22 protein-coding genes and 1 pseudogene are annotated in these 20,350 nt (G+C 38.5%); 12 read left to right on the top strand and 11 right to left on the bottom strand.

The window, feature by feature from the left end; genetic code table 11:
• A partial coding sequence (locus tag MTN97_RS12530; RefSeq protein ID WP_035112642.1) for a transposase occupies positions 1-292 on the bottom strand: 292 nt, incomplete at its 3' end.
• A 188-nt stretch (positions 293-480) separates the two neighbouring features.
• On the opposite strand from MTN97_RS12530, the gene MTN97_RS12525 reads away from it, so the two are divergent.
• From MTN97_RS12525 to MTN97_RS12505, 5 genes are all read left to right on the top strand, one after another.
• Positions 481-1,155 carry a hypothetical protein gene (locus MTN97_RS12525; RefSeq protein WP_013463096.1) on the top strand — a complete coding sequence of 225 codons (675 nt, stop codon included), beginning with the start codon at positions 481-483 and terminating at the stop codon, positions 1,153-1,155.
• Between the two features lie 632 nt (positions 1,156-1,787).
• Positions 1,788-1,997, top strand: coding sequence for a hypothetical protein (locus tag MTN97_RS12520; protein ID WP_152965273.1), 210 nt, complete (start codon positions 1,788-1,790; stop codon positions 1,995-1,997).
• A 141-nt stretch (positions 1,998-2,138) separates the two neighbouring features.
• Positions 2,139-2,474 (top strand): hypothetical protein, encoded by a 336-nt coding sequence (locus tag MTN97_RS12515; RefSeq protein ID WP_055013468.1) that lies wholly within the window; start codon positions 2,139-2,141, stop codon positions 2,472-2,474.
• Positions 2,475-2,605: 131 nt separating this feature from the next.
• On the top strand, positions 2,606-2,953 hold the full coding sequence (locus MTN97_RS12510; protein ID WP_214552677.1) for a hypothetical protein: 348 nt from the start codon (positions 2,606-2,608) through the stop codon (positions 2,951-2,953).
• A 577-nt stretch (positions 2,954-3,530) separates the two neighbouring features.
• Complete coding sequence (locus tag MTN97_RS12505) at positions 3,531-3,725, top strand: (2Fe-2S)-binding protein (protein WP_010389142.1); 195 nt, start codon at positions 3,531-3,533, stop codon at positions 3,723-3,725.
• Between the two features lie 107 nt (positions 3,726-3,832).
• Here MTN97_RS12505 and bfr (MTN97_RS12500) read toward each other — a convergent pair whose 3' ends face one another.
• The 4 genes from bfr (MTN97_RS12500) to MTN97_RS12485 all read right to left on the bottom strand — a co-directional run bounded on the left by bfr (MTN97_RS12500) (position 3,833) and on the right by MTN97_RS12485 (position 8,273).
• On the bottom strand, positions 3,833-4,297 hold the full coding sequence (bfr, locus tag MTN97_RS12500; protein ID WP_008112262.1) for a bacterioferritin: 465 nt from the start codon (positions 4,295-4,297) through the stop codon (positions 3,833-3,835).
• Between the two features lie 10 nt (positions 4,298-4,307).
• A complete protein-coding gene (bfr, locus tag MTN97_RS12495) occupies positions 4,308-4,781 on the bottom strand; it encodes a bacterioferritin (protein ID WP_013463107.1) in 474 nt (157 codons plus the stop codon).
• A gap of 220 nt (positions 4,782-5,001) precedes the next feature.
• Complete coding sequence (locus MTN97_RS12490; protein WP_248474521.1) at positions 5,002-7,140, bottom strand: TonB-dependent receptor; 2,139 nt, start codon at positions 7,138-7,140, stop codon at positions 5,002-5,004.
• 272 nt (positions 7,141-7,412) lie between these two features.
• On the bottom strand, positions 7,413-8,273 hold the full coding sequence (locus tag MTN97_RS12485; RefSeq protein ID WP_248474520.1) for a cation diffusion facilitator family transporter: 861 nt from the start codon (positions 8,271-8,273) through the stop codon (positions 7,413-7,415).
• A gap of 266 nt (positions 8,274-8,539) precedes the next feature.
• Between MTN97_RS12485 and MTN97_RS12480 the strand changes: the two genes are divergently transcribed.
• From MTN97_RS12480 to MTN97_RS12465, 4 genes are all read left to right on the top strand, one after another.
• The gene (locus MTN97_RS12480) at positions 8,540-9,028 is read left to right on the top strand and encodes a GNAT family N-acetyltransferase (protein WP_016899173.1); all 489 of its coding nucleotides are present in this window, start codon (positions 8,540-8,542) and stop codon (positions 9,026-9,028) included.
• Positions 9,029-9,098: 70 nt separating this feature from the next.
• On the top strand, positions 9,099-10,451 hold the full coding sequence (locus tag MTN97_RS12475) for a DNA-3-methyladenine glycosylase 2 family protein (protein ID WP_248474519.1): 1,353 nt from the start codon (positions 9,099-9,101) through the stop codon (positions 10,449-10,451).
• The gene (locus MTN97_RS12470) at positions 10,448-10,915 is read left to right on the top strand and encodes a methylated-DNA--[protein]-cysteine S-methyltransferase (RefSeq protein WP_248474518.1); all 468 of its coding nucleotides are present in this window, start codon (positions 10,448-10,450) and stop codon (positions 10,913-10,915) included. Before MTN97_RS12475 ends, MTN97_RS12470 begins: the two co-directional genes overlap by 4 nt.
• A 77-nt stretch (positions 10,916-10,992) precedes the next feature.
• Positions 10,993-11,577 carry a thymidine kinase gene (locus MTN97_RS12465; protein WP_036983857.1) on the top strand — a complete coding sequence of 195 codons (585 nt, stop codon included), beginning with the start codon at positions 10,993-10,995 and terminating at the stop codon, positions 11,575-11,577.
• On the opposite strand, the pseudogene ltaE reads toward MTN97_RS12465, so the two are convergent.
• Positions 11,560-12,506 (bottom strand): annotated as a pseudogene (gene ltaE / locus MTN97_RS12460) (low-specificity L-threonine aldolase). The gene MTN97_RS12465 and the pseudogene ltaE sit on opposite strands and share 18 nt — an antisense overlap.
• Before the next feature lie 18 nt (positions 12,507-12,524).
• Positions 12,525-13,457 (bottom strand): 23S rRNA (adenine(1618)-N(6))-methyltransferase RlmF, encoded by a 933-nt coding sequence (rlmF, locus tag MTN97_RS12455; RefSeq protein ID WP_036983858.1) that lies wholly within the window; start codon positions 13,455-13,457, stop codon positions 12,525-12,527.
• A 128-nt stretch (positions 13,458-13,585) separates the two neighbouring features.
• Between rlmF and MTN97_RS12450 the strand changes: the two genes are divergently transcribed.
• Positions 13,586-14,494, top strand: a complete 909-nt coding sequence (locus MTN97_RS12450) for an alpha/beta fold hydrolase (protein ID WP_036983859.1) — start codon at positions 13,586-13,588, stop codon at positions 14,492-14,494.
• Here MTN97_RS12450 and MTN97_RS12445 read toward each other — a convergent pair.
• Together MTN97_RS12445 and MTN97_RS12440 are read right to left on the bottom strand one after the other, a co-directional pair.
• Positions 14,463-15,905 carry a sulfotransferase gene (locus MTN97_RS12445; protein WP_214552671.1) on the bottom strand — a complete coding sequence of 481 codons (1,443 nt, stop codon included), beginning with the start codon at positions 15,903-15,905 and terminating at the stop codon, positions 14,463-14,465. The genes MTN97_RS12450 and MTN97_RS12445 overlap by 32 nt on opposite strands.
• Before the next feature lie 425 nt (positions 15,906-16,330).
• Entirely contained in the window at positions 16,331-16,489 is a 159-nt protein-coding gene (locus tag MTN97_RS12440; RefSeq protein WP_076921669.1) for an oxidoreductase-like domain-containing protein, read from the bottom strand.
• 104 nt (positions 16,490-16,593) lie between these two features.
• On the opposite strand from MTN97_RS12440, the gene MTN97_RS12435 reads away from it, so the two are divergent.
• Positions 16,594-17,016, top strand: coding sequence for a hypothetical protein (locus MTN97_RS12435; protein WP_013463120.1), 423 nt, complete (start codon positions 16,594-16,596; stop codon positions 17,014-17,016).
• A gap of 83 nt (positions 17,017-17,099) precedes the next feature.
• Complete coding sequence (locus MTN97_RS12430) at positions 17,100-18,461, top strand: leucyl aminopeptidase family protein (protein WP_069439004.1); 1,362 nt, start codon at positions 17,100-17,102, stop codon at positions 18,459-18,461.
• A gap of 27 nt (positions 18,462-18,488) precedes the next feature.
• Here the strand turns inward: MTN97_RS12430 and MTN97_RS12425 are convergent, their stop codons facing one another.
• Both MTN97_RS12425 and MTN97_RS12420 read right to left on the bottom strand, forming a co-directional pair.
• The gene (locus MTN97_RS12425; protein ID WP_248474517.1) at positions 18,489-18,875 is read right to left on the bottom strand and encodes a VOC family protein; all 387 of its coding nucleotides are present in this window, start codon (positions 18,873-18,875) and stop codon (positions 18,489-18,491) included.
• An 80-nt stretch (positions 18,876-18,955) separates the two neighbouring features.
• Positions 18,956-20,035: a ketoacyl-ACP synthase III gene (locus tag MTN97_RS12420; protein ID WP_248474516.1), complete on the bottom strand. Its 1,080-nt coding sequence runs from the start codon at positions 20,033-20,035 to the stop codon at positions 18,956-18,958.
• Positions 20,036-20,350: the final 315 nt, after the last annotated feature.

Below are 20,350 nucleotides of genomic sequence, written 5' to 3'. Positions count from 1 at the left end.
GGGCGAAAAAAGCGGCAGCTTGCCTCAGGATATCATTCGTTCGCTTGAGCTCTTTATTCTCGCGCTCTAAGACGGCAAGGCGTTCTTCAGTTGATTGCGTATTAGAAGAGGGTTTAGACGGTTGAGCTTGAGATTTCTTGACCCATGCTCTAAGTGTTTCTGGGGTACATCCCAGTTTATCTGAAATCGATACTAGCGCAGCCCAAAGAGAAGGGTATTCATGCTGTTGTGTGGTAACAAGCCTAATTGCACGTTCACGAAACTCTGATGTATAGCGATTTGATTTTTTCATAGTTCCAGTTTCTCAAGTTATTGAGTCTCTGGCAAACACGGGGCGATTCAGTAAGATCTGGTGGCTAGTTAAACTTTCTATTAACGACTCAGCCCTATGAGTCGTTAATAGAAAACAATCTAAAATAAAAGCTTAAGTTTTATAAAATTATGTCGATAAAAGAAAACGACATATGAAAAAGGATTTTTATGAAAATCAGCACCAATCTACTACCTACTCTATTTGAAAGTAAAATATCTATTTTTACAAACAGTGATGATGAAAAAATAAAAAGCTTTTCTACTAAAACAAGCGAAAGTGGCTTAAAAATTAATATAAACACAACTCACCTTGATCCTAAAGTTAAAGAAAAAAAAGACAATAATGCTTTTGATTCATCATTAATTGAGGGAAGTGCATATGAAAAAGTATTTAAAAAAGAAGAGCTCAACTTTTCTAATATGAGTATAAAAGAACTTCATAGTATTGTTAAAAATGTGAATGAAATGGAACGAGAATACACACAAAAATACGATAGTGATGAACCAGTTAGATTAGGTAAGTCAGGAAACCCCATAATATCCAAAAAAAGAGAAGATATGAATAGTTTAGAGTCTAAACTTAGGATCCTTTCTTATGGTGGAGGGGATGTAGATCCTGATAAAAAAATTAATGTTATGGAGTATTTTTCTAATAGTTCAGAGAAATTAGATGGACTTGCTAAAGAATATCCTGAACGTCAGACTTATCAAGTAAGAGCCTCTTACATGAAAGAAATAATTAATACGTTTGATAAATTTATATCAGACGATACTTTTGATTTATATCAAGAAAAGGCTGCTTTATTGTTAACCGACAAAAAGAAAGTCGATGTTTTTATTTGAAAAAAGCCTAGAACATAGCAAAACAGCTAACAGCTTATTGAACACCATTTTGGTGGTTTATAACACACCGAAACGGCGTATATTACATACCCTGATAATTTCACCAATAATTACCTTTGTAAACAAGTAATTAAAACAGCTAGGAATTAAGCATGTTATTTTGCCCCAAAACGGCGTTTAATAATGTTATTGGACAAAATTAGATTTCTACTTAAAACACAGGAATAAATTTAACTTTTTCAGTGTCCGGTTATCGCTCAAAGCCGACCTATAGAATAATTGCTTTAACACGTTTTGGGGCAAAAACGAGCTACGATTGAAGGTCCGCTGGCACAGAGCCGAACTTCGTCAAAGAGCGAAAAGCGGTCATTGAGGTTGGCTAAATATTGTCGTTAATTGATTGGTTAAACTGCTCTTTGCGCATATATTCATTAAAATGAGCGTTGCGTGCATAATGGTTCATTTAACTCTACCTAAAAAATTTTAGAAAGCTTAGAGATAGTAATACCTTAGGTTATCTGTTAAAACTATATAAAGTAGACAAATGAGCGTTAAGTAGGGAGAAATAAACGCGGTTATCGTACTATAAAATGTTAGTTGCATCCGTAATATTGAACATTGGAGGTTTAAAAGTGGAATGGTCTTGGAAAGTATTCTTTATAACTTTACCCATAATGATTATTTATAGCATGTTTTCTCGTGGCTATATGAACGCACAAAATGTTGCTAAACATGGGGATAAAGCTGATTATAAGCAAAATCCTAAAATGGCGTTATTTGGTTCAATAGGCAGTGGTGCGATCGCATCGGTAATAATTACGGTCATTATTGGCTTCTTTTAGTTAATTAAAAATGCAACTAACAAGCGCATTAGATCTGACGTCCCACATTGTTCGATTTTTTGCTTAAAAGAAAATGACGAAAAAAAGCGTCTAACATGCTCCGTAACTAATGCGGGCATTATAATGACTAAAGGGAATTTTATGAAAAGACAATTTTTTGCAATATTATCAGTATCTTTATTATTAGCAGCTTGTACATCGAGCAGCGGGGTAATCCCTGACGGTAAAGATGCATACAGAGTAGTGCAAACAGGGGATACGGGATTTACCAACTCCAACACATTACAAAAAAATGCTTATAAAGAAGCCTCGTACTTTTGCGCGAATAAAGGACAAGTAGTCGAGACACTTAATGTTGAATCAAAACAAGCTAGACCGTTAGGTGGTTGGCCGGAAGCAAATTTATGGTTTCGTTGTGTAAATCGAGAAAAAGATGTCGAACAGTCCTCTTTTTCTGATAGCAATCAAAAAATTTGAGTACCGATCTATAACAGGTCAATCAACGCGCTCACTTCGTCCGCTGGGACGCAAACGCTTAGGACGGCTTCGCTATTATGCACTACGTGCCAACGCCCACTATTTATAAGTTATACTTTTCAGAGGTTTAGGTGAAGTTAATTAGCAATATAAAAACTTGGATTACACGGCTGCTAGGCTGCTTTTTAATGTATCTCGTTTTCACATCTGATTTTCACCTGCTTTATTCATCGTTAGTTGTAATAGGTGCAATTGTTTGTTTATTTTACAAACACTCATCAGATAAACGAAATGGTATAGTTGAAGGGATATGGATTCTGACAGCAGTTCTATTTATTTTATTATCTGGTTTAGCGATATTTGGTGGTAAAAATGATCTACTCGCTTTAGCTGTTCTTATCCCATTAGCGGTACTTTATGGTTGTACTTATATTCCATCTAGATATATTCCTAAGTTTATCAGGTTGCTTTTTGAATAAAACATAACAAGCGATTGAACAGGATTGTGCTTGTCCCTCGCAAATTTCAGCCTGCAATAAAAGTCCATTAATTGAGCGTTATCAATGTCCGCTCATGGCACAGAGCAGACCGCCGGTAATTATTGAGTGATGCAATCCACGGCTATAACTGACCAAGAATAGAAGTTCTTTATGTAATGAAAAATAAAGATGCGCTGTCGCTCCTCTGGCAAGCATCGGCCTAAATAAACTCTACCTCGAAGTAAACCCGATTAGCTTTCGTATAACAGATAGGCAAATTACCACTTAAAATCACTTACTGTAATAGATGTTTTCAAGCGATTTCTCGTTGTTTAAGAAATTTACCTAATAAAAAACATAATTATTTTTTAGAGTGTAATTTAGTTAATAAATCTCAATTTAAGTGCCGTATTTCATTATAAATCAACAAGTTCTCAACGCGCCGTGAATTCTCGATTTAAGTGGCACTGATCAGATTAAAAAATAAAATTTAATTTTTGATCAAAAACCAATTGATAACTATTTTCGTTTAGATTAATATAAACCCACTAAATGAAATTGAGAGTTGTTTGTATTCATGTATGTTTGTCTTTGTCACGGTGTGACCGATAAAAAAATTGAGCAAACCATCGACGATGGTGCTACTACCATGCGCGAGTTAACTAAAGAGCTTAAAGTGGGCAGCCAATGCGGTAAGTGTTGTTGCTGTACTAAAAAGATCCTCAATCGTAAACTGATTCAAATTGCAGATATAACCGATCAAGTGGCTTAATAGTAACTTATAAAAGTAGGCCCTATCTAAACGAATTGGTTTAACATTTAAAAATTAAACATAAAAAAAGCAGCCTTAGCTGCTTTTTTTATATTTATAACTTTAATTTACAGTTGCGATTGTAAGTAGTTTTCAAGCCCAGTATTTTTAATCAGTAGTTGCTGTGTTTCTAGCCAATCAATTTGCTCTTCTTGCTCATTTAAAATGTTATCGAGCGCTTCACGGCTAATATAATCTTTTTTACTTTCAGCTAGTTTAATGGCAGCACGTAGCTCATCTACTGTATCAAGTTCAAAGCTCATGTTAGCGGCAATCATTTCTTCGCTGTTTTCGCCAATGCGTAAGCGTCCTAAATCTTGAAGGTTCGGTAAGCCTTCTAAAAATAAAATACGCTCAATTAAACGATCAGCATTTTTCATTTTTTGTATCGATACTTTGTAATCAGCTTTGTCCAGTTTACTAAAACCAAAATCTTTAAACATACGTGCATGTAAAAAGTATTGGTTAATACCCACAAGCTCATTAGCAAGTACTTTATTTAGCGCTGCAATAACGTCTTTATCGCCTTTCATAATATAGTCCTTATTCGCCCATTTGAGCTTGGTGATAGTTTTGAGTGCCAATTTTGTCAATCAGACCCAGTTGTTGCTCTAACCAGTAGACGTGATCTTCTTCGGTATCAAATAATAGCTTTTCTAAAATTTCACGAGATTGATAATCTTGCTGTTGTTCACAGATAGCAATAACCTCTTTAACACACTCAACCACTTCAAGTTCTAAGGTTAAGTCGTTTTGCATCATGCTTTTTACATCGTCACCAATTAACAGATCACGACGTTTAGTCATGTTTGGTACGCCTTCTAAAAAAAGAATACGCTTGATTAGCCAATCAGCGTGATCTTTTTCTTCTTCCATTTCATGGTTAAGACGCTCATAAAGTTTGTTTAAGCCCCAATCGTCGTACATACGAGAATGAATAAAATACTGGTCAATAGCAGCTAATTCGTTAGCTAACAATGTATTGAAGGCGTCGATTACTTTTTGATTACCTTTCATAGCGCTTATCCTAAAAATTCTAATTGTGGCTAGTCTAGTATATAGGCACAGAATTGCAAGTAATTTACTTATAAATCATATGGTTAATATTGAGTTTGATTCTCGTTTAAGTTTGCATTGCTGGTTAATAAACGGACAGGTTGTTATTTGTATTTTAGATCAGCAAGTTAGTTGAGGGTATAAGCGCGTTCATACCGTAAAAGTATGAACGCGTAAGTGATTAAAATTGATAAGTAACACCTACTGTGGCCGTGGTACCTAAACCTTTAATGTTGTATCCACCATAGGTGTAAGATTGCGCACGGGCTGGGAAGTAGTCTTGGTTAAATAAGTTTTCTACCCCGATAAAACTTTTCCAGTTGTCTGCAAACTGATACTGACCGCTTAAATTAAACACAGTGTAGTTATCGACAGGTCCCTGATCGCCAACATATTTACCATTATCATTAGGCTCAAAGCGCTTTCTATCACCCACATACAGGTAACTTAATGTTAGTGACAGGGTATTCGTAGGTTGCCAGTTAAGGTTGGCTGTAGCTTTTGGTGGGCTGATTTGCTTAGAGCCTAAATATATATCTGCTTCAGTATTTTTACCTTCTACATAACTATATGTTGCCAGTAATTTAAGGGATGGATTTATGGTGTAGTCTACTAAGGCTTCATAACCCCAAATTTCTTGAGGTGCTCTAACCGGTTCATAAACACCCGTTACTTCATTAAATTTGTTTGTAGTGCCAAGCTCAGAGGTGCTTCGATATGCTGCGACTTCTAAACGAACTGCATCAAATTGAGAATTAAAACCAATTTCATAATTATCGATAATTGAAGCTTGTGTTTGAATAAGGCCTATATCATTTACTGTGGCAGAGCGAAGTAGGCGGCCAATATCTGATATATCAGATCCCTGTGAGTAGTTTAAAAAGGGGCTGAATTTTTCATCTAGATTGTATTTAATGCCCACGTTATAGGTCGTAGCATTGTAATCAACCGTGTCGCCTTTTACGCTAATTGGCACAGAGCATTGCGTGGCCGTTTTACATAATTTAAGCGTGCGATAATCATCTACTCTAAGGTCGATATTTTCTTTGCGTACACCGGCCTTTATTATTAAGTCATTAGCAATAACCCACTTAGTTTGTAAAAAGCCCGCGACACTTTTCATGTCCATTTCTGGCACCCAAACACGCCCATCAACCAGCGGTTGTGCAGTCACATCATTTAACGCATCAATTCCGTAAATAAATGACGCTTCAACTGAGTCAAAGTCTACCTGGGTATTAAAAGTTGCTCTGGCGCCTTTTTTTTCTGAACTTATAACTGATTGACCACCTTGATAATTCTCATCAGGATTGGCAAGGTTTGGAGAGAAGAAAAACACATTTTCTATATCTTGCGTATAGAGGTCTAACGTCATTTGTGTGTTTTCAAGCAGTGCGTAGTCGGTGTATTTTAAGGTTATATTTTCGTTGCCTTCTGGCCCTTGTGGTTTACCTTGCTTTTGTAATTCTGACGGCACATGAATGGCGTAGGTTTTTTCTCCTAGGCTCATATCACCAACAACATCGCCTAAGTCGGTTTTTTGTTGTGAACTAAAGTAGTTATAACTAAATTGGAGTTGCTTTTCATCATCAAAGTCATAGCCAAGCTTAGTGAAGTAATTTTGTGTAACGGCATCAGATAAACCATATTGTAAACCGAGAATATCGCCTTGCGAATCGCGTTGTACACCGTTTTCTTCATAGCTTGCAGTTACTAAGTAGCTAAATTTATCTGCACGACCATTCAATGCTGCAGATAACCTTGCGCCTGCGCTTTCTTCAAGTTTTACCGCACTAAAACGACTCGATAAGCTTATTTCACCTTGGGTTTGGCCATCGCTTTGTGCTTGCTTGGTAATATAGTTAATAATTCCGCCTGATGCGCCGTTACCATAAATTGACGTTGCTCCTTTTATGACTTCTATTCGACCTATTGCGCTTGGATCTAAGGTTTTTACCCCTAATGATCCGTTACGCAGTGGCGTTGACTGTGGCACGCCATCAATCATGATCAGTGGGGCACGCCCGCGTAAAGTTTGTCCTGAATTACTTGAGCTTCCAGTATCTGGAGCAAGGCCGGGAACCATTTGTGCTAAAAGGCTTTGTAATTCTGGATTAACTTTTAAATGCGCTTCTATTTGCTTTTGACTAATAATAGTTATGGAAGCAGGGACTTCATCAATACTTTCAAAAACACGACTACCCGAAACAATAACGTGCTCCATTTCTGTTTGATTTAAATTTCTTTGGATCGTTGATTCGTCTGCAATACTGGCGCCACTGACTATTAATGCTATTAAGCTCAGAGATGTTTTAAACATGCGGGTCCTTCGTTTGAATGGTTTTAGTTGTATTAATGATGGGCGCAATATTAAGAGTAATTTAAAGTAAACGCAAGGTTAATGATAATTGTTGTTATTTGTATTTAATAAGGAGGGGTGATAGAGATTTGAATATAGCGTTGTGTTAAAAATAGAGGTTTTACTCGTACCGATAGTGGATTATTGTTAGCAGGTCTTCTGCATTATGTTGCACAAGGCATAAAAATAAGGATGCGATCAGCTTTAATTACAAAGCACTTTGTATAATCAAACTAAGATGAACAACACTCAATTACGCAGTGTTCAATTGCAAATTCATCATGTAAATAGTGTTTTATGGCATTAAGCTCAATAGGGGTATCTGTTTGCATCACAATTTCACAGTGAGTGGTAGTATCGTCCAGTTGCCACGCTTTTATTGATTTTATTTGCGTAATAGTAAACTGTTGTAGTAATTTTTTGCTGATAAGTTGCTGGTCAAAACCAATGGGGGCTGCCTGCATTAAAATGCTGCAGCTGGCTTTAAGTAATAATACGCCGTGATAAATAACATACATTGAGATCAATATAGTCGCTATTAAATCAACTACATACCACTGGTATAAAATAATTAAAGTACCCGCAATAATAACCACAATAGAGGCCATGGCATCAGACACATTATGAATAAACGCCGCCTTTATATTCATGTTGTTTTTAGCGCCGGCTTTAAAGGTTAATAATGCAGTGACTAAATCAATGAATAGCGCTACTGCAGCAACCCACACAATGATCCAGCCATTGATAGGTTGAGGGTTTACATACCCGCTAATTGCTTCAAAAACTAAATAACAGCCAATCACAATTAAGGTTGTACTGTTAAAAAGTGTGGCTAATATTTCAGCGCGTTTGTAGCCAAAATGGTGGGTTGTATCAGCCTGCTTATTGCCAATTTTTCGAGCAACGAGGGCGATAAAAATTGAGGCCGCATCACTTAGGTTATGTAATGCATCGGCAATTAATGAAAGGCTGCCAGAAAATACGCCGCCAACAACTTGCACTGCAGTCAGTAAAACATTTATAAATACGGCAAGAGTGAGCTGTTTATCACTTTGGTTATCATCAACGTGACTGTGTGAATGACCATGACCCATCTTAGTTAAACTTCCTCATTGCTTTACTGTGTACTCATAATGACAACTTTTTGCCATATATAAAAGCATTGTTTTAATTTGTTTTTTTAATGCCCTAATGGCTAAATTGAAATAAGCTCATGAACGTTACTCATTGAATGTAAAACGATATGCTAGGGTATAAATAAATGTATTAATAGCTTAAATTATTATAATTAGTTAAGCACTTTTTATATTAAATTAGATGCTTGCCAGGCATAAAAGTAGTTTTTTAAAGGTCAATAACAATGAACACAGCAATAGAAATTCGCGATGCAAAGCCAAGTGATGCAAAAACAATTCTACACTTTATCAATGAGCTTGCTATTTACGAAAAAGAACCTGATGCAGTTAAAACCGATGAGCAAGCCATTTTAAACACCCTGTTTTGTGAAGGCGCAACGGCGCACAGTTTAATATGTTTACAAGATGATGAGCCAATTGGTTTTGCCGTATATTTTTACAACTACTCGACTTGGTTAGGTAAAAATGGCCTCTACCTAGAAGATTTATACGTGAGCCCAGATAGCCGCGGAAATGGGGCTGGTAAAGCCATTATGAAAGAACTGGCAAACAGAGCAATCAATAAAGACTGTGGTCGCTTTGAATGGGTGGTACTTGATTGGAATAAACCCGCGATTGATTTTTATAATAGCATGGGCGCTGAGCCACAAAATGAATGGATTATATATCGTTTAACGGGTCAGGCATTAATTGATTTTGCAAACAAAGATTAGTACCGAATATGGCCAGTAATACGCTTAGTTTTTGCTAAGCTAAGCGCTACCGAATTTACAAGAGCATTTTATGGGTGATCAGCATTGGCAAAAAGCACGTCAAAGTCGTGATGCGCGTTTCGATGGGCTTTTTTATGTAGCCGTTAAAAGTACCGGTATTTATTGCAGGCCAATTTGCCCTGCGCCCACAGCTCACGAAAAAAATGTGGTTTACTATCAGTTTGCGCACTCTGCTGCGCAAGCTGGTTTCAGGCCTTGTATTCGTTGTCGGCCCGATAGTGCACCAGGAAGTGCGGCTTGGCAGGGAACAAAAACAACGGCTCTACGAGCCAAGCAATTAATTGATCATGATAATCAGCACGACTGCGAAAAGCTCGCCACGCGTTTAGGAATAAGCAGCCGTTATTTAAGGCGATTATTTTCTCAATATTTCGGCATTTCTATCACGCAATATCGATTATTTAACCAATGTCATTTTGCAAAAAAATTAATTCAAGAAACCAGCTTATCGCTTACCGAAATAGCATTTGCCTCAGGCTTTAAAAGTGTTCGGCGTTTTAATGATGCTTTTTTAAAACAACTTAATATTGCGCCCTCAGCGCTCAGAACCGCCAGGCACCCAACTAATATTGGGCTCACCTTAATTTTGCCTTTTCGTCCGCCGTATAACTGGCGGGCATTGCATGGGTTTTTAGCAAAGCGAGTAATAGAGCCAATAGAGTGGTTAACGCCAACCAGTTATGGGCGTACTTTTACTTATAAATCGTGTAGAGGGCGCTTTGATGCTGAATTTGTTGCAGATAAACATCATTTTCGGGTGCAAATTGATATAGATAATACGCAATATTTACAGCCAATTATTAACAACATTCGCCGCGTACTTGATTTAGATGCTGATATAAATCTAATCGAGGCACATTTAAGCGAACACATTAATAATGCATTTCCACTTACGAAAGGCTTAAGGCTACCGGGTATTTGGTCAAGCTTTGAAGCAGGTATTCGTGCTGTGTTAGGTCAGCAGGTGAGTGTAACTGCGGCGCACAACCTAGTGACTAATTTAGTAACACAGCTTGGTGAAAAGCAACACCAACAGGTCTATTTTCCAGAGCCTGAAGTGTTAGCAAACTGTGATTTTGCATTCTTTAAAATGCCACGGGCGCGTAAAAATGCCCTGCATAACCTCGCTGAATTTTGTGCCGTTAATCCAAATTGTGATGACTTAGATCAATGGCTTAGTTTAAAAGGGATTGGCCCATGGACGGTTAATTATGCAAAGTTACGCGGCCAAAGCCAGCCCGATATTTTACTCAATGGCGATTTAGGCGTTAAAAAGGCACAAGCGGCAGCAAGCTCTTTTGAATCTGCGAACTGTGCACCATTTCGATCTTACTTAACTTTTCAACTTTGGCAGCAATTATGATAGTGCAAACCAGTTTACCCAGCCCGATTGACGATATTATTATTCAGGCAACTGAAAACGGTATTAGTTATGTGGGGTTTTATTCACCGACCAGTTATATCAGTACGCCTTTAAATAAGGTGACTAATTCGCATGTTTTATCTTGTGTGGCGCAGCTTAATGAGTACTTTGCTCATACGCGTACTGAGTTTGATTTAGAGCTTGATACTGGCGGCACACCGTTTCAGCAAAGAGTATGGCAGGCATTGTGTAGCGTACCGTTTGCTAAAGTGGCAACTTACAAAGATATAGCCATACAATTAAATAATCCTAAAGCAGTGAGGGCCGTGGGGGCTGCAAATGGCAAAAATCCAATCAGTATTATTGTGCCGTGTCACCGCATTATTGGTGCAAATAAAAAGCTAACTGGTTATGCCGGTGGCTTAGAGCGCAAGCAATGGTTACTAGAGCATGAAGCAAAATAAATAAAATAGTGTTTCCAAATTTGTATTCTCTGCACTTTAGGGTAGCATAAGCGCACTTTTTATTTGAAGGCATGGCCATGGCGCAATTATACTTTTACTACTCTGCAATGAATGCAGGTAAATCAACCACTTTATTACAATCAGCGTTTAATTATAAAGAGCGCGGTATGGAGCCGGTGATCCTCACCGCTGCCATTGACGATAGAGCAGGAGTAGGTAAAGTATCCTCACGTATTGGCTTGCAAGCAGATGCGCATATTTATGATGCAGATAAAGATGTATTTGAGCTAATTCAAACTCTTAATGCAGATAAAAAACGTCATTGTGTGCTGGTGGATGAATGTCAGTTTTTATCAAAAGACCAAGTTATGCAGTTAACCGATGTGGTTGATGAGTTAGGTATACCCGTATTGTGTTACGGATTGCGTAACGACTTTAGAGGGGAGCTGTTTATAGGGTCACAGTATTTACTTGCTTGGGCTGATAAGCTAATTGAGCTTAAAACGGTGTGTCATTGTGGGCGCAAAGCAAATCACGTATTACGTACCGATGAAAATGGCGAGGCTATTGCCGATGGTAATCAAGTTGAAATTGGCGGCAACGATCGTTATGAATCGGTGTGCCGCAAGCATTACAAAGCGGCGTTAAATATGGGCCGTTAAGGCTTTAATAAAGGTATCTATATCCGCTTTAGTGATACCTAAATGGGTTACTAGCCTAAGTTGCTTACTTGGGCTAATAAAAATGCCTTGTGCTTTTAAATCGGCTGCTAGCTTTGTAATGCTTATGCTGTTATCAAACGTAGCGTAAACCATATTTGTGGTATTACTCATATTTACTTCAAAGCCTGAAATTTCATTTAACTGCTGTGCTAAATAACGCGCGTTGGCGTGGTCATCGACTAAACGTTGCGTGTTGTTTTCTAAGGCATATTGCCCAGCAGCAGCTAACATACCCGCTTGGCGCATACCGCCGCCAAGCACTTTACGCCAGCGTCTTGCTTTAGCGATTAACTGCTCAGAACCTAATAATAATGTGTCAACTGGCGCACCTAAGCCTTTCGATAAATAAATAGAGACTGAATCAAAATGTTTGGTGATTTCTTTAATGTCAAGGTTAAGCTCGGCTGCGACATTAAATGCTCGCGCGCCATCTAAATGCAGTGCTAAGTTATGTTGATCAACAAATTCACGTGCTTTAATTAAATAATCAATACCCAGTACTTTGCCACCTATGGTGTTTTCAAGGCTCAGTAATCGCGTTTTCGCAAAGTGGCTATCATCGGCTTCATTTTCAATAGGCTGTGATTGAATAGAGCCTATAACGGCAGCGCCACCGCCTTCAAACTTTTAGCTATGAGCACTTTGCCAACAAATATACTCATCACCACGCTCACAATGCGCCATTAATGCAAGTAGATTTGTTTGTGTGCCTGAGCTACAAAAAAGTGCATCTTGGACATAGCATAGGCTTCTAATTGGTTAACGCTTTCATCATCGCCGTATACATCATCGCCAACTGGGGCATGATACATAATATCTCGCATTTTATTGCAAGGCTTGGTCACTGTGTCTGAGCGAAAATCTATCATGAGTGGTCCTTATGGTTGTTATATGAATTCTTCACAAATTTGTTCACGGGTTGTTTTATCAAAATAACTCCACGCAATAAAGCGACTGACTTTTTGCCCTTGTGCCATTTCAACTATTTTATAGTCGCAAATAGGGAGCTGTTTTAGTTGTGTTTGTAAAGCAGCAAGGGTCTCTTTTTTAGAAACCAACGAGGTGAACCAGATCACTTGCTCACTGTACTGAGCGCTTTCTTTGATCATGTTAGAAATAAAGGCCAGTTCGCCGCCTTCACACCACAGCTCATTACTTTGTCCGCCAAAGTTGAGGGCGTTACTGGGGGCTTTACCTAAGTTTTTCCATTTACGTTCACTGCCTTTATTGGCTTCTTCTGCACTGGCGTGAAATGGCGGGTTACACATCGTTAAATGATACAAATCTTTCGCATTAACCACCCCTTTAAAAATATGCTCGGGATTTTTTTGTTGTTTAAGCGTTATTTTTAAATCATTAAACTGAGCGAGCTGCTTGGCTATTTTTATTGCTGCTAAATCGATGTCGCTGCCAGTAAAGTGCCATTGGTATTCGCTATTGCCCGTTAGCGGGTAAACTAAGTTAGCGCCAGTGCCTATATCAAGCACTTTAATTTGTCGGCCAGTGGGAATAACCTGCTGATTATCTTCGCTGAGTAAGTCAGCTAAGTAATGAATATAATCTACTCTACCTGGAATAGGTGGGCATAAGTTGTGCTCAGGAATGTCCCAAAAGTTAATGTTGTAATGGCTTTTTAATAGCGCCTGATTTAAGGTTTTTACAGCTAAGTTATTACTAAAATCAATACTTTGATTGCCTGCTGGCGTCGTAATTAAAAAAGCAGTTAACGAAGGGGTTTGCGAGGTAAGCAAATTAAAATCGTAACCATTTTTGTGTTGATTGCGTGGATGTAATTTAGAACGAGTTGATTTTGCTTTCATGAGGCTTTTTTAACAACAGGAATAAAAGCCAATAGTAACAAATACTGACAGAAAAAGTGCATATTTTCCCTTTGGCTTACCAGGTATTACTGGTAGGATGAGTTGTTAACAATTATAAGGAATTCGCTTTGGCAGTTACTCAAGAGTCTGTTTTTATTAAATTAGGTGACCATCAAACACTGCATTTGCGCCGTATCGCCAACCAGAAGCCAAGTGGGCCTGTGGTGCTATTAATTCATGGCGCGGTAGAAAATGGCAAAATATTTTACACTCATAGCAATAAAGGGTTAGCGCCTTTTTTAGCTGAACACGGGTATTGTTGCTACGTAGCTGATTTACGCGGGCGTGGTGAAAGTAAACCAGCTATTTGTAAGCAAGCACGGTATGGACAAACTGAGGCGATTGTTGAAGATATTCCGGCATTTATTAAAAAAATTGAACAGTTAGAGAGTAAAAAACCTGACTTTTTAGTTGCTCATTCTTGGGGTGGGGTGTTGCTTAATAGCGTGTTTGCTCGCTTTCCTGAGCTGATAAACGATGTAAAAGCGTGTGCCTATTTTGGTTCAAAGCGTTCGCTATTTAATAACCACCCTAAAAAGTTATTTCAGGCTAATTTAATTTGGTATTTTATGGCGCCAATATTGGCGAAAAAACACGGTTATTTACCAGCAAAACGCTTAAAGTGGGGCAGTGATGATGAAACTCAAAAGTCGCATTATCAAAGTATGCAGTGGGCTAAGAAAAATCCGTGGATAGACAGTGATGATGGCTTTGATTACGCTAAAACATTAGCAAATCTCACGCTTCCTCCAACGTTACATATTGCGGCAGTAAAAGATAAAGCATTGGCACAGCCTATCGATATTCAAAAGTTTATTGATGAGTCAGGTACTGGGGTGCAAAAAATGCAAATATATGGCCGACGCTTTGGGCACAAAGTAGATTACGACCATATTAATATGCTTACCCATCCACAGGCACGCCAAGAACAGTTTATGGATGTGCTTAATTGGTTTGAGGCAACGAGAGCAGACTAAGTAAAGGGGCTTCATAACGCTGCCATTTATCAAGGCTTTTGTTATTTACAGGCTGCCTAATCGCATGTTTACTGAGCGTTGTAACGGCGCTTTTATTTTTGTAAAAGTCTAGACAAGTCTGTTCAAATTCACAGCCAGTAAAACTCAATAGTGCGGTTAATTGATCTTTAGGGTTTTCAATTAACTGCTCATAACTTAAATTATAAATAGCTAAGCGGTTAAATTGCTGCCAATGGCTCATCAATTTTTCATAAAGCTGATGGTACAAAGTAAATTCATTTAAATCACAAAAATAGGGTTCGTTTTCAGCAAAGTAATTAGTAAACACTGAAAATGCGGTTGCATGAAAGTTTCGACTCAGGTTAATAAACTTAGCATCTGGGAATAAAATATAAATTAACCCTAAGTTTTGGTAATTGCTAGGCAGTTTATTGATCACAAATGCGCAATTGCTCCCAGAAGAACTTAAGGTATCTAAATACATGGCTCTGGCTTGGTTAATTAAAGGCGTTGTTAGCTTAGTTAAGCATTGAGGGTAGCGTAACCCTTTTTTTTGTTCTAAAAAAGCGACTATCTTATTACTAATACTGGTGTCTTCTCCAAGCGTTGCCCATTGACTGTGTCCTGCTAACATCTGCTCCAGTAAGGTTGAGCCGCTTCGTGGCATACCAATAATAAACACGGGCGTAACAGGATACTGCTTATTTAGGTTTGCAAAATTGAGCACACTTTCATTATTATATTCAATAAGTTGATCATAAAACCCAATTAAATCTTCAGTTTTAAATTCACTGAGTTTGTGTTGTTGCTGATTGGCAATCACAAAATAGTTAAACGCTTGATCAGTATCGTCTAACTTGTCGTAACTTTTAGCTAAAGCATAGTAGCAGACCATTTTTAAGCGTAGGTTATTTGTTTGAGTTAAAAAATGGTGTAATTGAACGATGTAATTATTTGCTTTATTAAAACGTCCTAATTGTACCAATTCAAATAAAACATAAGCCGTAACCGGTGCTATTCCAAGCTTTAATGCTTCCTCAAGCGTTGACTGTGCTTTATCGAGCTCGCCAAAGGTTAAATAGTGCTGAGCTAAATAATAATGGGTATCTGGGTTGTCTGCGGCAATACTGGTTGCGTACTCGAGTACTTTTTGCGCATTTTCAGGGGAGTTAACCGCATTAAATGCATCACTTAGTGCATACAAAGGTTCTAGTAAATAAGGGAGGTGCTGACACGCTCGTTGTAGTATATAGACAGCGGCATCAAATTGTTCTAAACGCAGCGCCACCTTACCTAGGCCAAACAGAGCATCACCATTATCAGGTTCTGCTTGTAAAAGCGTTTTGTAATGAAACTCAGCTTCTCTAAGCTTGTTTTGTGCTAATAAATGATCCGCTTTTTTTAGTAACATAATCCAAACAATATTCTTTTTATTAACTATAACCCTAAAACAGCAAAATAAGCGAGAGTAAGATTATTATTTGAGGCCAATAAAAAGGCGAAATGCACCAAACATTTCGCCTTTGAGTATCATTAACACATGTTAGAAAGTATAGGTTGCTTTAGCGTAGTAAAAGCCACCATTAATTCCGTATGGAGATGTTTCAAAAGCTTAATAAACTAAGCGCACCTCCTGTGAGTCCTCGAAATAGACTATAGATAAAAAACTAAAGAGGGTAATAGGTGATTAATCACTACTTAACAAGTTGAAACAAATGATTTATCTAAAAATAATGCATAGTTAATCATAAGTAGGGCAGGGAAAGGGGGAAAAAGCAGGCATTGATATATAGTTATTAACTAAATAAGCTATTTTAGCTACTTTCTATTATTGAATTAAACTGACTTGCTATTGATATTTTCACCATGATGTTTTTTCCACTGTGCAAGTTTTTCTTTGTACTCATCCCATACACATGGACAGCAACTACCGCCGCCGCAGCACTCATCAGATTTTGGCCTTTCGGGTTTAGTGTTGGGTATGTTTTTTTGCATGTTTTTAATTAAAACTGAGGAAAATGAACATTAAGAATAAATGATTGAATAAAGCGTGTAAATTATTCTTTGTGAACTGAAAGCGCTGTGTGAGAATACAGGCTATGCGATTATATAAAGTTATCCATCGTGCGCCCTGGCGGGTTGCTAAAATAAGTAAAAAGCGACAACAACTACGCTTTCGTCGTGCTATGGTCGCGCTTAAAATTGCGCTTGCCCAAGAAAGGCAAGAAACCAAAGAAATGCTAATAATTTATAGGCGTTATACCCAAGGGCAAACAAATAAAGCAGAACTAAAACGCGCCAACGAGCAGTTTGTTGATATATTAAAAGGACTAGGTCTAGGCGTTTTTGCGTTATTACCGTTTGCACCATTAACTATTCCACTGGTTGTTAAACTAGGTCAGTTAGTAGGGGTTGATGTATTGCCGAGTTCTTTTAGTATGAATAAGCCGATTAAAGAAATTGATCAAGAAATTGCTCAACAAAACCAAGAGCAAGACTCAACGCCCTCAAAGAAGAAGTAAGCTAGCAGAACATAATTAGCTATACCTTTTAATAGTGCTTATTGTTATGCTAAGGCATCATTTTCTATTATGTGAGTCATTTAATGAGTGCTTTACTTCGTCATACCTCTTCAGGAATTCCTCTATCATTTATCGTTAAAAACGAACTAACCGATTGGCTTACGCAGCAACCGAGTTTTGTACAGCGCTGGCTAGCAAACACAGATTTTGAAAAATCAGGACTCGCACTAGTACCAAATCCAGAAACGGGTGAGCTAAGTCAGGTATTTTGTGTAATGCAAAGCGCTGATGATTTTTGGGCTGCTGGCGAGCTTGCCAGTAAATTACCTGCGGGTTGTTATCAAATTCAAGGTGATGAGTCTTTAGTTGCTCAACTTGCTTTAGGCTTTGTGTTAGGTGGTTATGAGTTCAGTGAGTATAAACAAAAAGCCACAGCAAAAGCTCAGCTTGGCATTGCCGATAAAACATTATATGAACAAGTAAAACAACAAGCGGATGCCATTAATTTAGCACGCGATTTAGTTAATACCCCAGCTGCCGATATGATGCCGCAGCACTTATCACAAGTCATGAGTGACCTAGCAGATACATTCGACGGTGAATTTTCGCAGTGGATAGGTGATGAGTTATTAGAGCAAAATTACCCAACTATTCATATGGTAGGGCGCGCGAGTGAAAATAAACCACGATTACTTGACTTGAAATGGGGGGCAGTCGATGCGCCACAAATTACGTTAGTCGGTAAAGGCGTGTGTTTTGATTCCGGTGGACTTGATTTAAAGCCCAGTTCAGGCATGCGCAACATGAAAAAAGACATGGGTGGGGCCGCGCATGTTATTGCCCTGGCTCAGCTAATTATGGCCGCTAACTTACCAATACGCCTCCGTGTTTTAGTGCCTGCGGTTGAAAATGCTGTTTCGCGTAATGCATTTCGCCCTGGCGATGTAGTAAAAACCCGTAAAGGTATTATGGTCGAAATAGACAATACCGATGCAGAAGGGCGATTAGTTCTGTGTGATGCTTTAAGCGAAGCACAAAACGATGATCCTGAATTAATCATAGATTTTGCTACATTAACCGGTGCGTGCCGCGTTGCTTTAGGTACAGAGCTACCAGGTTTTTTCTCAACGGATCGCGCTGTAGCAAATGCCATTATGGACTCGGGCATGCAAGTTAACGACCCTGTTTGGCAATTGCCGTTATTCGAGCAATACAAACCATTTTTGAAAAGCGATGTGGCTGATATGGCTAACTGTGCAAGTACGCCATTTGGTGGCGCAATAACCGCTGCGCTTTATTTGAAAGAGTTTGTAGAGCCAAATACACCATGGGTTCACTTTGACGTAATGGCATGGAATTTACGTGCATTACCTGGGCGTCCAGCTGGAGGTGAGGCACTGGGTATTCGTGCAGTATTTACTTACCTACAAAATCGATTTAACTAAATTAAATATACCTTGAGTTATTAGATGTTAAAGTGCATATAACTCAAGGGGTAAGCCATCTGGATCGGCAAAAAAGGTGAATTTTTTGCCGGTTATTTCATCTTCTCTAATATTTTCGACGATGACATTGTGTGACTCTAAATAATGTTTAGCAGTATTAATACACCTAACTTTAAATGCTAAATGTCTAAGTCCTTGAGCTTCGGGGTAGCTTGGTCTACTTGGCGCATCATTAAACGAAAATAATTCTAACTGACTTCCATCAGGTAAAGCTAAATCGAGTTTGTAAGACTGACGCTGTGCACGATAATGCTCATTAATAATCGTGAGTTTTAATATTTCACTATAAAAATGTTTAGAGCGTGGATAGTTGCTACAAATGATGGCTACATGATGAATGCCTAGTAGTTGCATATATTTTCCTTAAAAAGCAAAAAGCGCACTAAAAGCAGTGCGCTGTTTATCAATACATGTGCATGGTTGTATATTAGCTTTTAGCTAGGCTCTGCGTCTTTACACGCTTTTACAGCCGGTGCAACAAGCTCTAAACCCGTTTTATTACACGGTGGAAGCTCAGCATCACTAAGTGCAATAGGCGTTACTCGCTCGCCCCATTTTATATAGCTTGCCGCCCAAGTAAGGCCAGCTCCAAATGCCGCCGACATAATATTTGCATGCGGTTTAATTAAGCCTTGCTCAACGGCTTCACACAATGCAATTGCAATGGTGGCAGCAGAGGTGTTGCCATATTCACCAATATTGACCATTACTTTTTCGTCATCCACTTTTAAGCGATTTTGAATAGCTTGAATAATGCGTAGATTGGCTTGATGCGGAACTAGTACATCGATATCGTCTAACTTAAGATTGGCTTGTTCAAGCACGTCGTCACAGGCTTCACTCATGCCTTTAACGGCACGTTTAAATATTTCACGGCCTTCAAATAAAAGGTCTGATGGACCAATTGGCTCATATTTATTTAAATCACTGCCAAAATTAGTAATGTGTAAAATATCACGATCTTCGCTGTCACAACCGGTTTTAGTCCCTAATAAGCCTGCAGGTGTTTCTGCTGCTTCAAGCACAACGGCACCGGCACCATCACCAAATAATACTGCGCTGTCGCGTCGTGCCCAGTTTACATACCACGTCATGCGCTCAGCCGCGATAACGACGGCTTTTTTGATCATGCCAGCTTGAATTTGCGCTGTCGCAGCTTGTAAAGCATATAAGAAACCAGAACATGCCGCGTTGGTGTCCATGGCTGCAGCGCCTGTGGCACCAATATTTTTTTGTACTAATGAGGCGGTGTTTGCAACTACTGTTGAGGGGGTGCACGTTGCTAAAATAACTAAATCGATATCTTTTGCATCTACGCCAGCACAAGCAATGGCATGTTTTGCAGCCACACTAGCAAGTTCAGCAGTACTTACATGGCTAACTCTTCGTGCCTTGATACCTGTGCGTGTGGTGATCCACTCATCGGTTGTATCTACAATTTCGCTTATTTCGTCGTTGCTGATGCTTGCTGGTGGAATGCATTTACCCCAACCAGTGATATGTGCGTAAGGCATAGTGTGTTCTCTTAAAAGTGGTATGACGTGTTCGTCTAATGAGGACGTTATATCAAAAATTAGTTGTTAACACTAGTTTATAGCATGGTTTGCTTAGTAATTACTGCTATTTTACGGACTATTTGCTGCATTTTTGCTTAAAGGTAATTGACTTGTTTTTATTGTGTTAATTAAAAGCTTTTAATGATTGTGCCTGTTTTACACAATAGCTCATAGGCTTTCTAAGCTTAATAGAATACAAATACTTTGTTGACCATATATGCTTGAGTGCGGCTGAGTGAGCAGCTAATATGAGGCGCTTATTATGAAATCATT

It is taken from the genome of Pseudoalteromonas sp. 2CM36K, assembly GCF_023161865.1.
Taxonomy (GTDB): Bacteria; Pseudomonadota; Gammaproteobacteria; order Enterobacterales; family Alteromonadaceae; genus Pseudoalteromonas; species Pseudoalteromonas tetraodonis.
Note: the sequence above shows the minus strand (reverse complement) of the source record. Positions and strands in the feature narration are given on the sequence as shown.

Coding starts and splice junctions, on each gene's coding strand:
- MTN97_RS12525 (WP_013463096.1), top strand. CDS start 481: ATGAAAATCAGCACCAATCTACTACCTACTCTATTTGAAAGTAAAATA.
- MTN97_RS12515 (WP_055013468.1), top strand. CDS start 2,139: ATGAAAAGACAATTTTTTGCAATATTATCAGTATCTTTATTATTAGCA.
- MTN97_RS12505 (WP_010389142.1), top strand. CDS start 3,531: ATGTATGTTTGTCTTTGTCACGGTGTGACCGATAAAAAAATTGAGCAA.
- bfr (WP_008112262.1), bottom strand. CDS start 4,297: ATGAAAGGCGATAAAGACGTTATTGCAGCGCTAAATAAAGTACTTGCT.
- bfr (WP_013463107.1), bottom strand. CDS start 4,781: ATGAAAGGTAATCAAAAAGTAATCGACGCCTTCAATACATTGTTAGCT.
- MTN97_RS12490 (WP_248474521.1), bottom strand. CDS start 7,140: ATGTTTAAAACATCTCTGAGCTTAATAGCATTAATAGTCAGTGGCGCC.
- MTN97_RS12485 (WP_248474520.1), bottom strand. CDS start 8,273: ATGGGTCATGGTCATTCACACAGTCACGTTGATGATAACCAAAGTGAT.
- MTN97_RS12480 (WP_016899173.1), top strand. CDS start 8,540: ATGAACACAGCAATAGAAATTCGCGATGCAAAGCCAAGTGATGCAAAA.
- MTN97_RS12475 (WP_248474519.1), top strand. CDS start 9,099: ATGGGTGATCAGCATTGGCAAAAAGCACGTCAAAGTCGTGATGCGCGT.
- MTN97_RS12470 (WP_248474518.1), top strand. CDS start 10,448: ATGATAGTGCAAACCAGTTTACCCAGCCCGATTGACGATATTATTATT.
- MTN97_RS12465 (WP_036983857.1), top strand. CDS start 10,993: ATGGCGCAATTATACTTTTACTACTCTGCAATGAATGCAGGTAAATCA.
- rlmF (WP_036983858.1), bottom strand. CDS start 13,457: ATGAAAGCAAAATCAACTCGTTCTAAATTACATCCACGCAATCAACAC.
- MTN97_RS12445 (WP_214552671.1), bottom strand. CDS start 15,905: ATGTTACTAAAAAAAGCGGATCATTTATTAGCACAAAACAAGCTTAGA.
- MTN97_RS12440 (WP_076921669.1), bottom strand. CDS start 16,489: ATGCAAAAAAACATACCCAACACTAAACCCGAAAGGCCAAAATCTGAT.
- MTN97_RS12435 (WP_013463120.1), top strand. CDS start 16,594: ATGCGATTATATAAAGTTATCCATCGTGCGCCCTGGCGGGTTGCTAAA.
- MTN97_RS12430 (WP_069439004.1), top strand. CDS start 17,100: ATGAGTGCTTTACTTCGTCATACCTCTTCAGGAATTCCTCTATCATTT.
- MTN97_RS12425 (WP_248474517.1), bottom strand. CDS start 18,875: ATGCAACTACTAGGCATTCATCATGTAGCCATCATTTGTAGCAACTAT.
- MTN97_RS12420 (WP_248474516.1), bottom strand. CDS start 20,035: ATGCCTTACGCACATATCACTGGTTGGGGTAAATGCATTCCACCAGCA.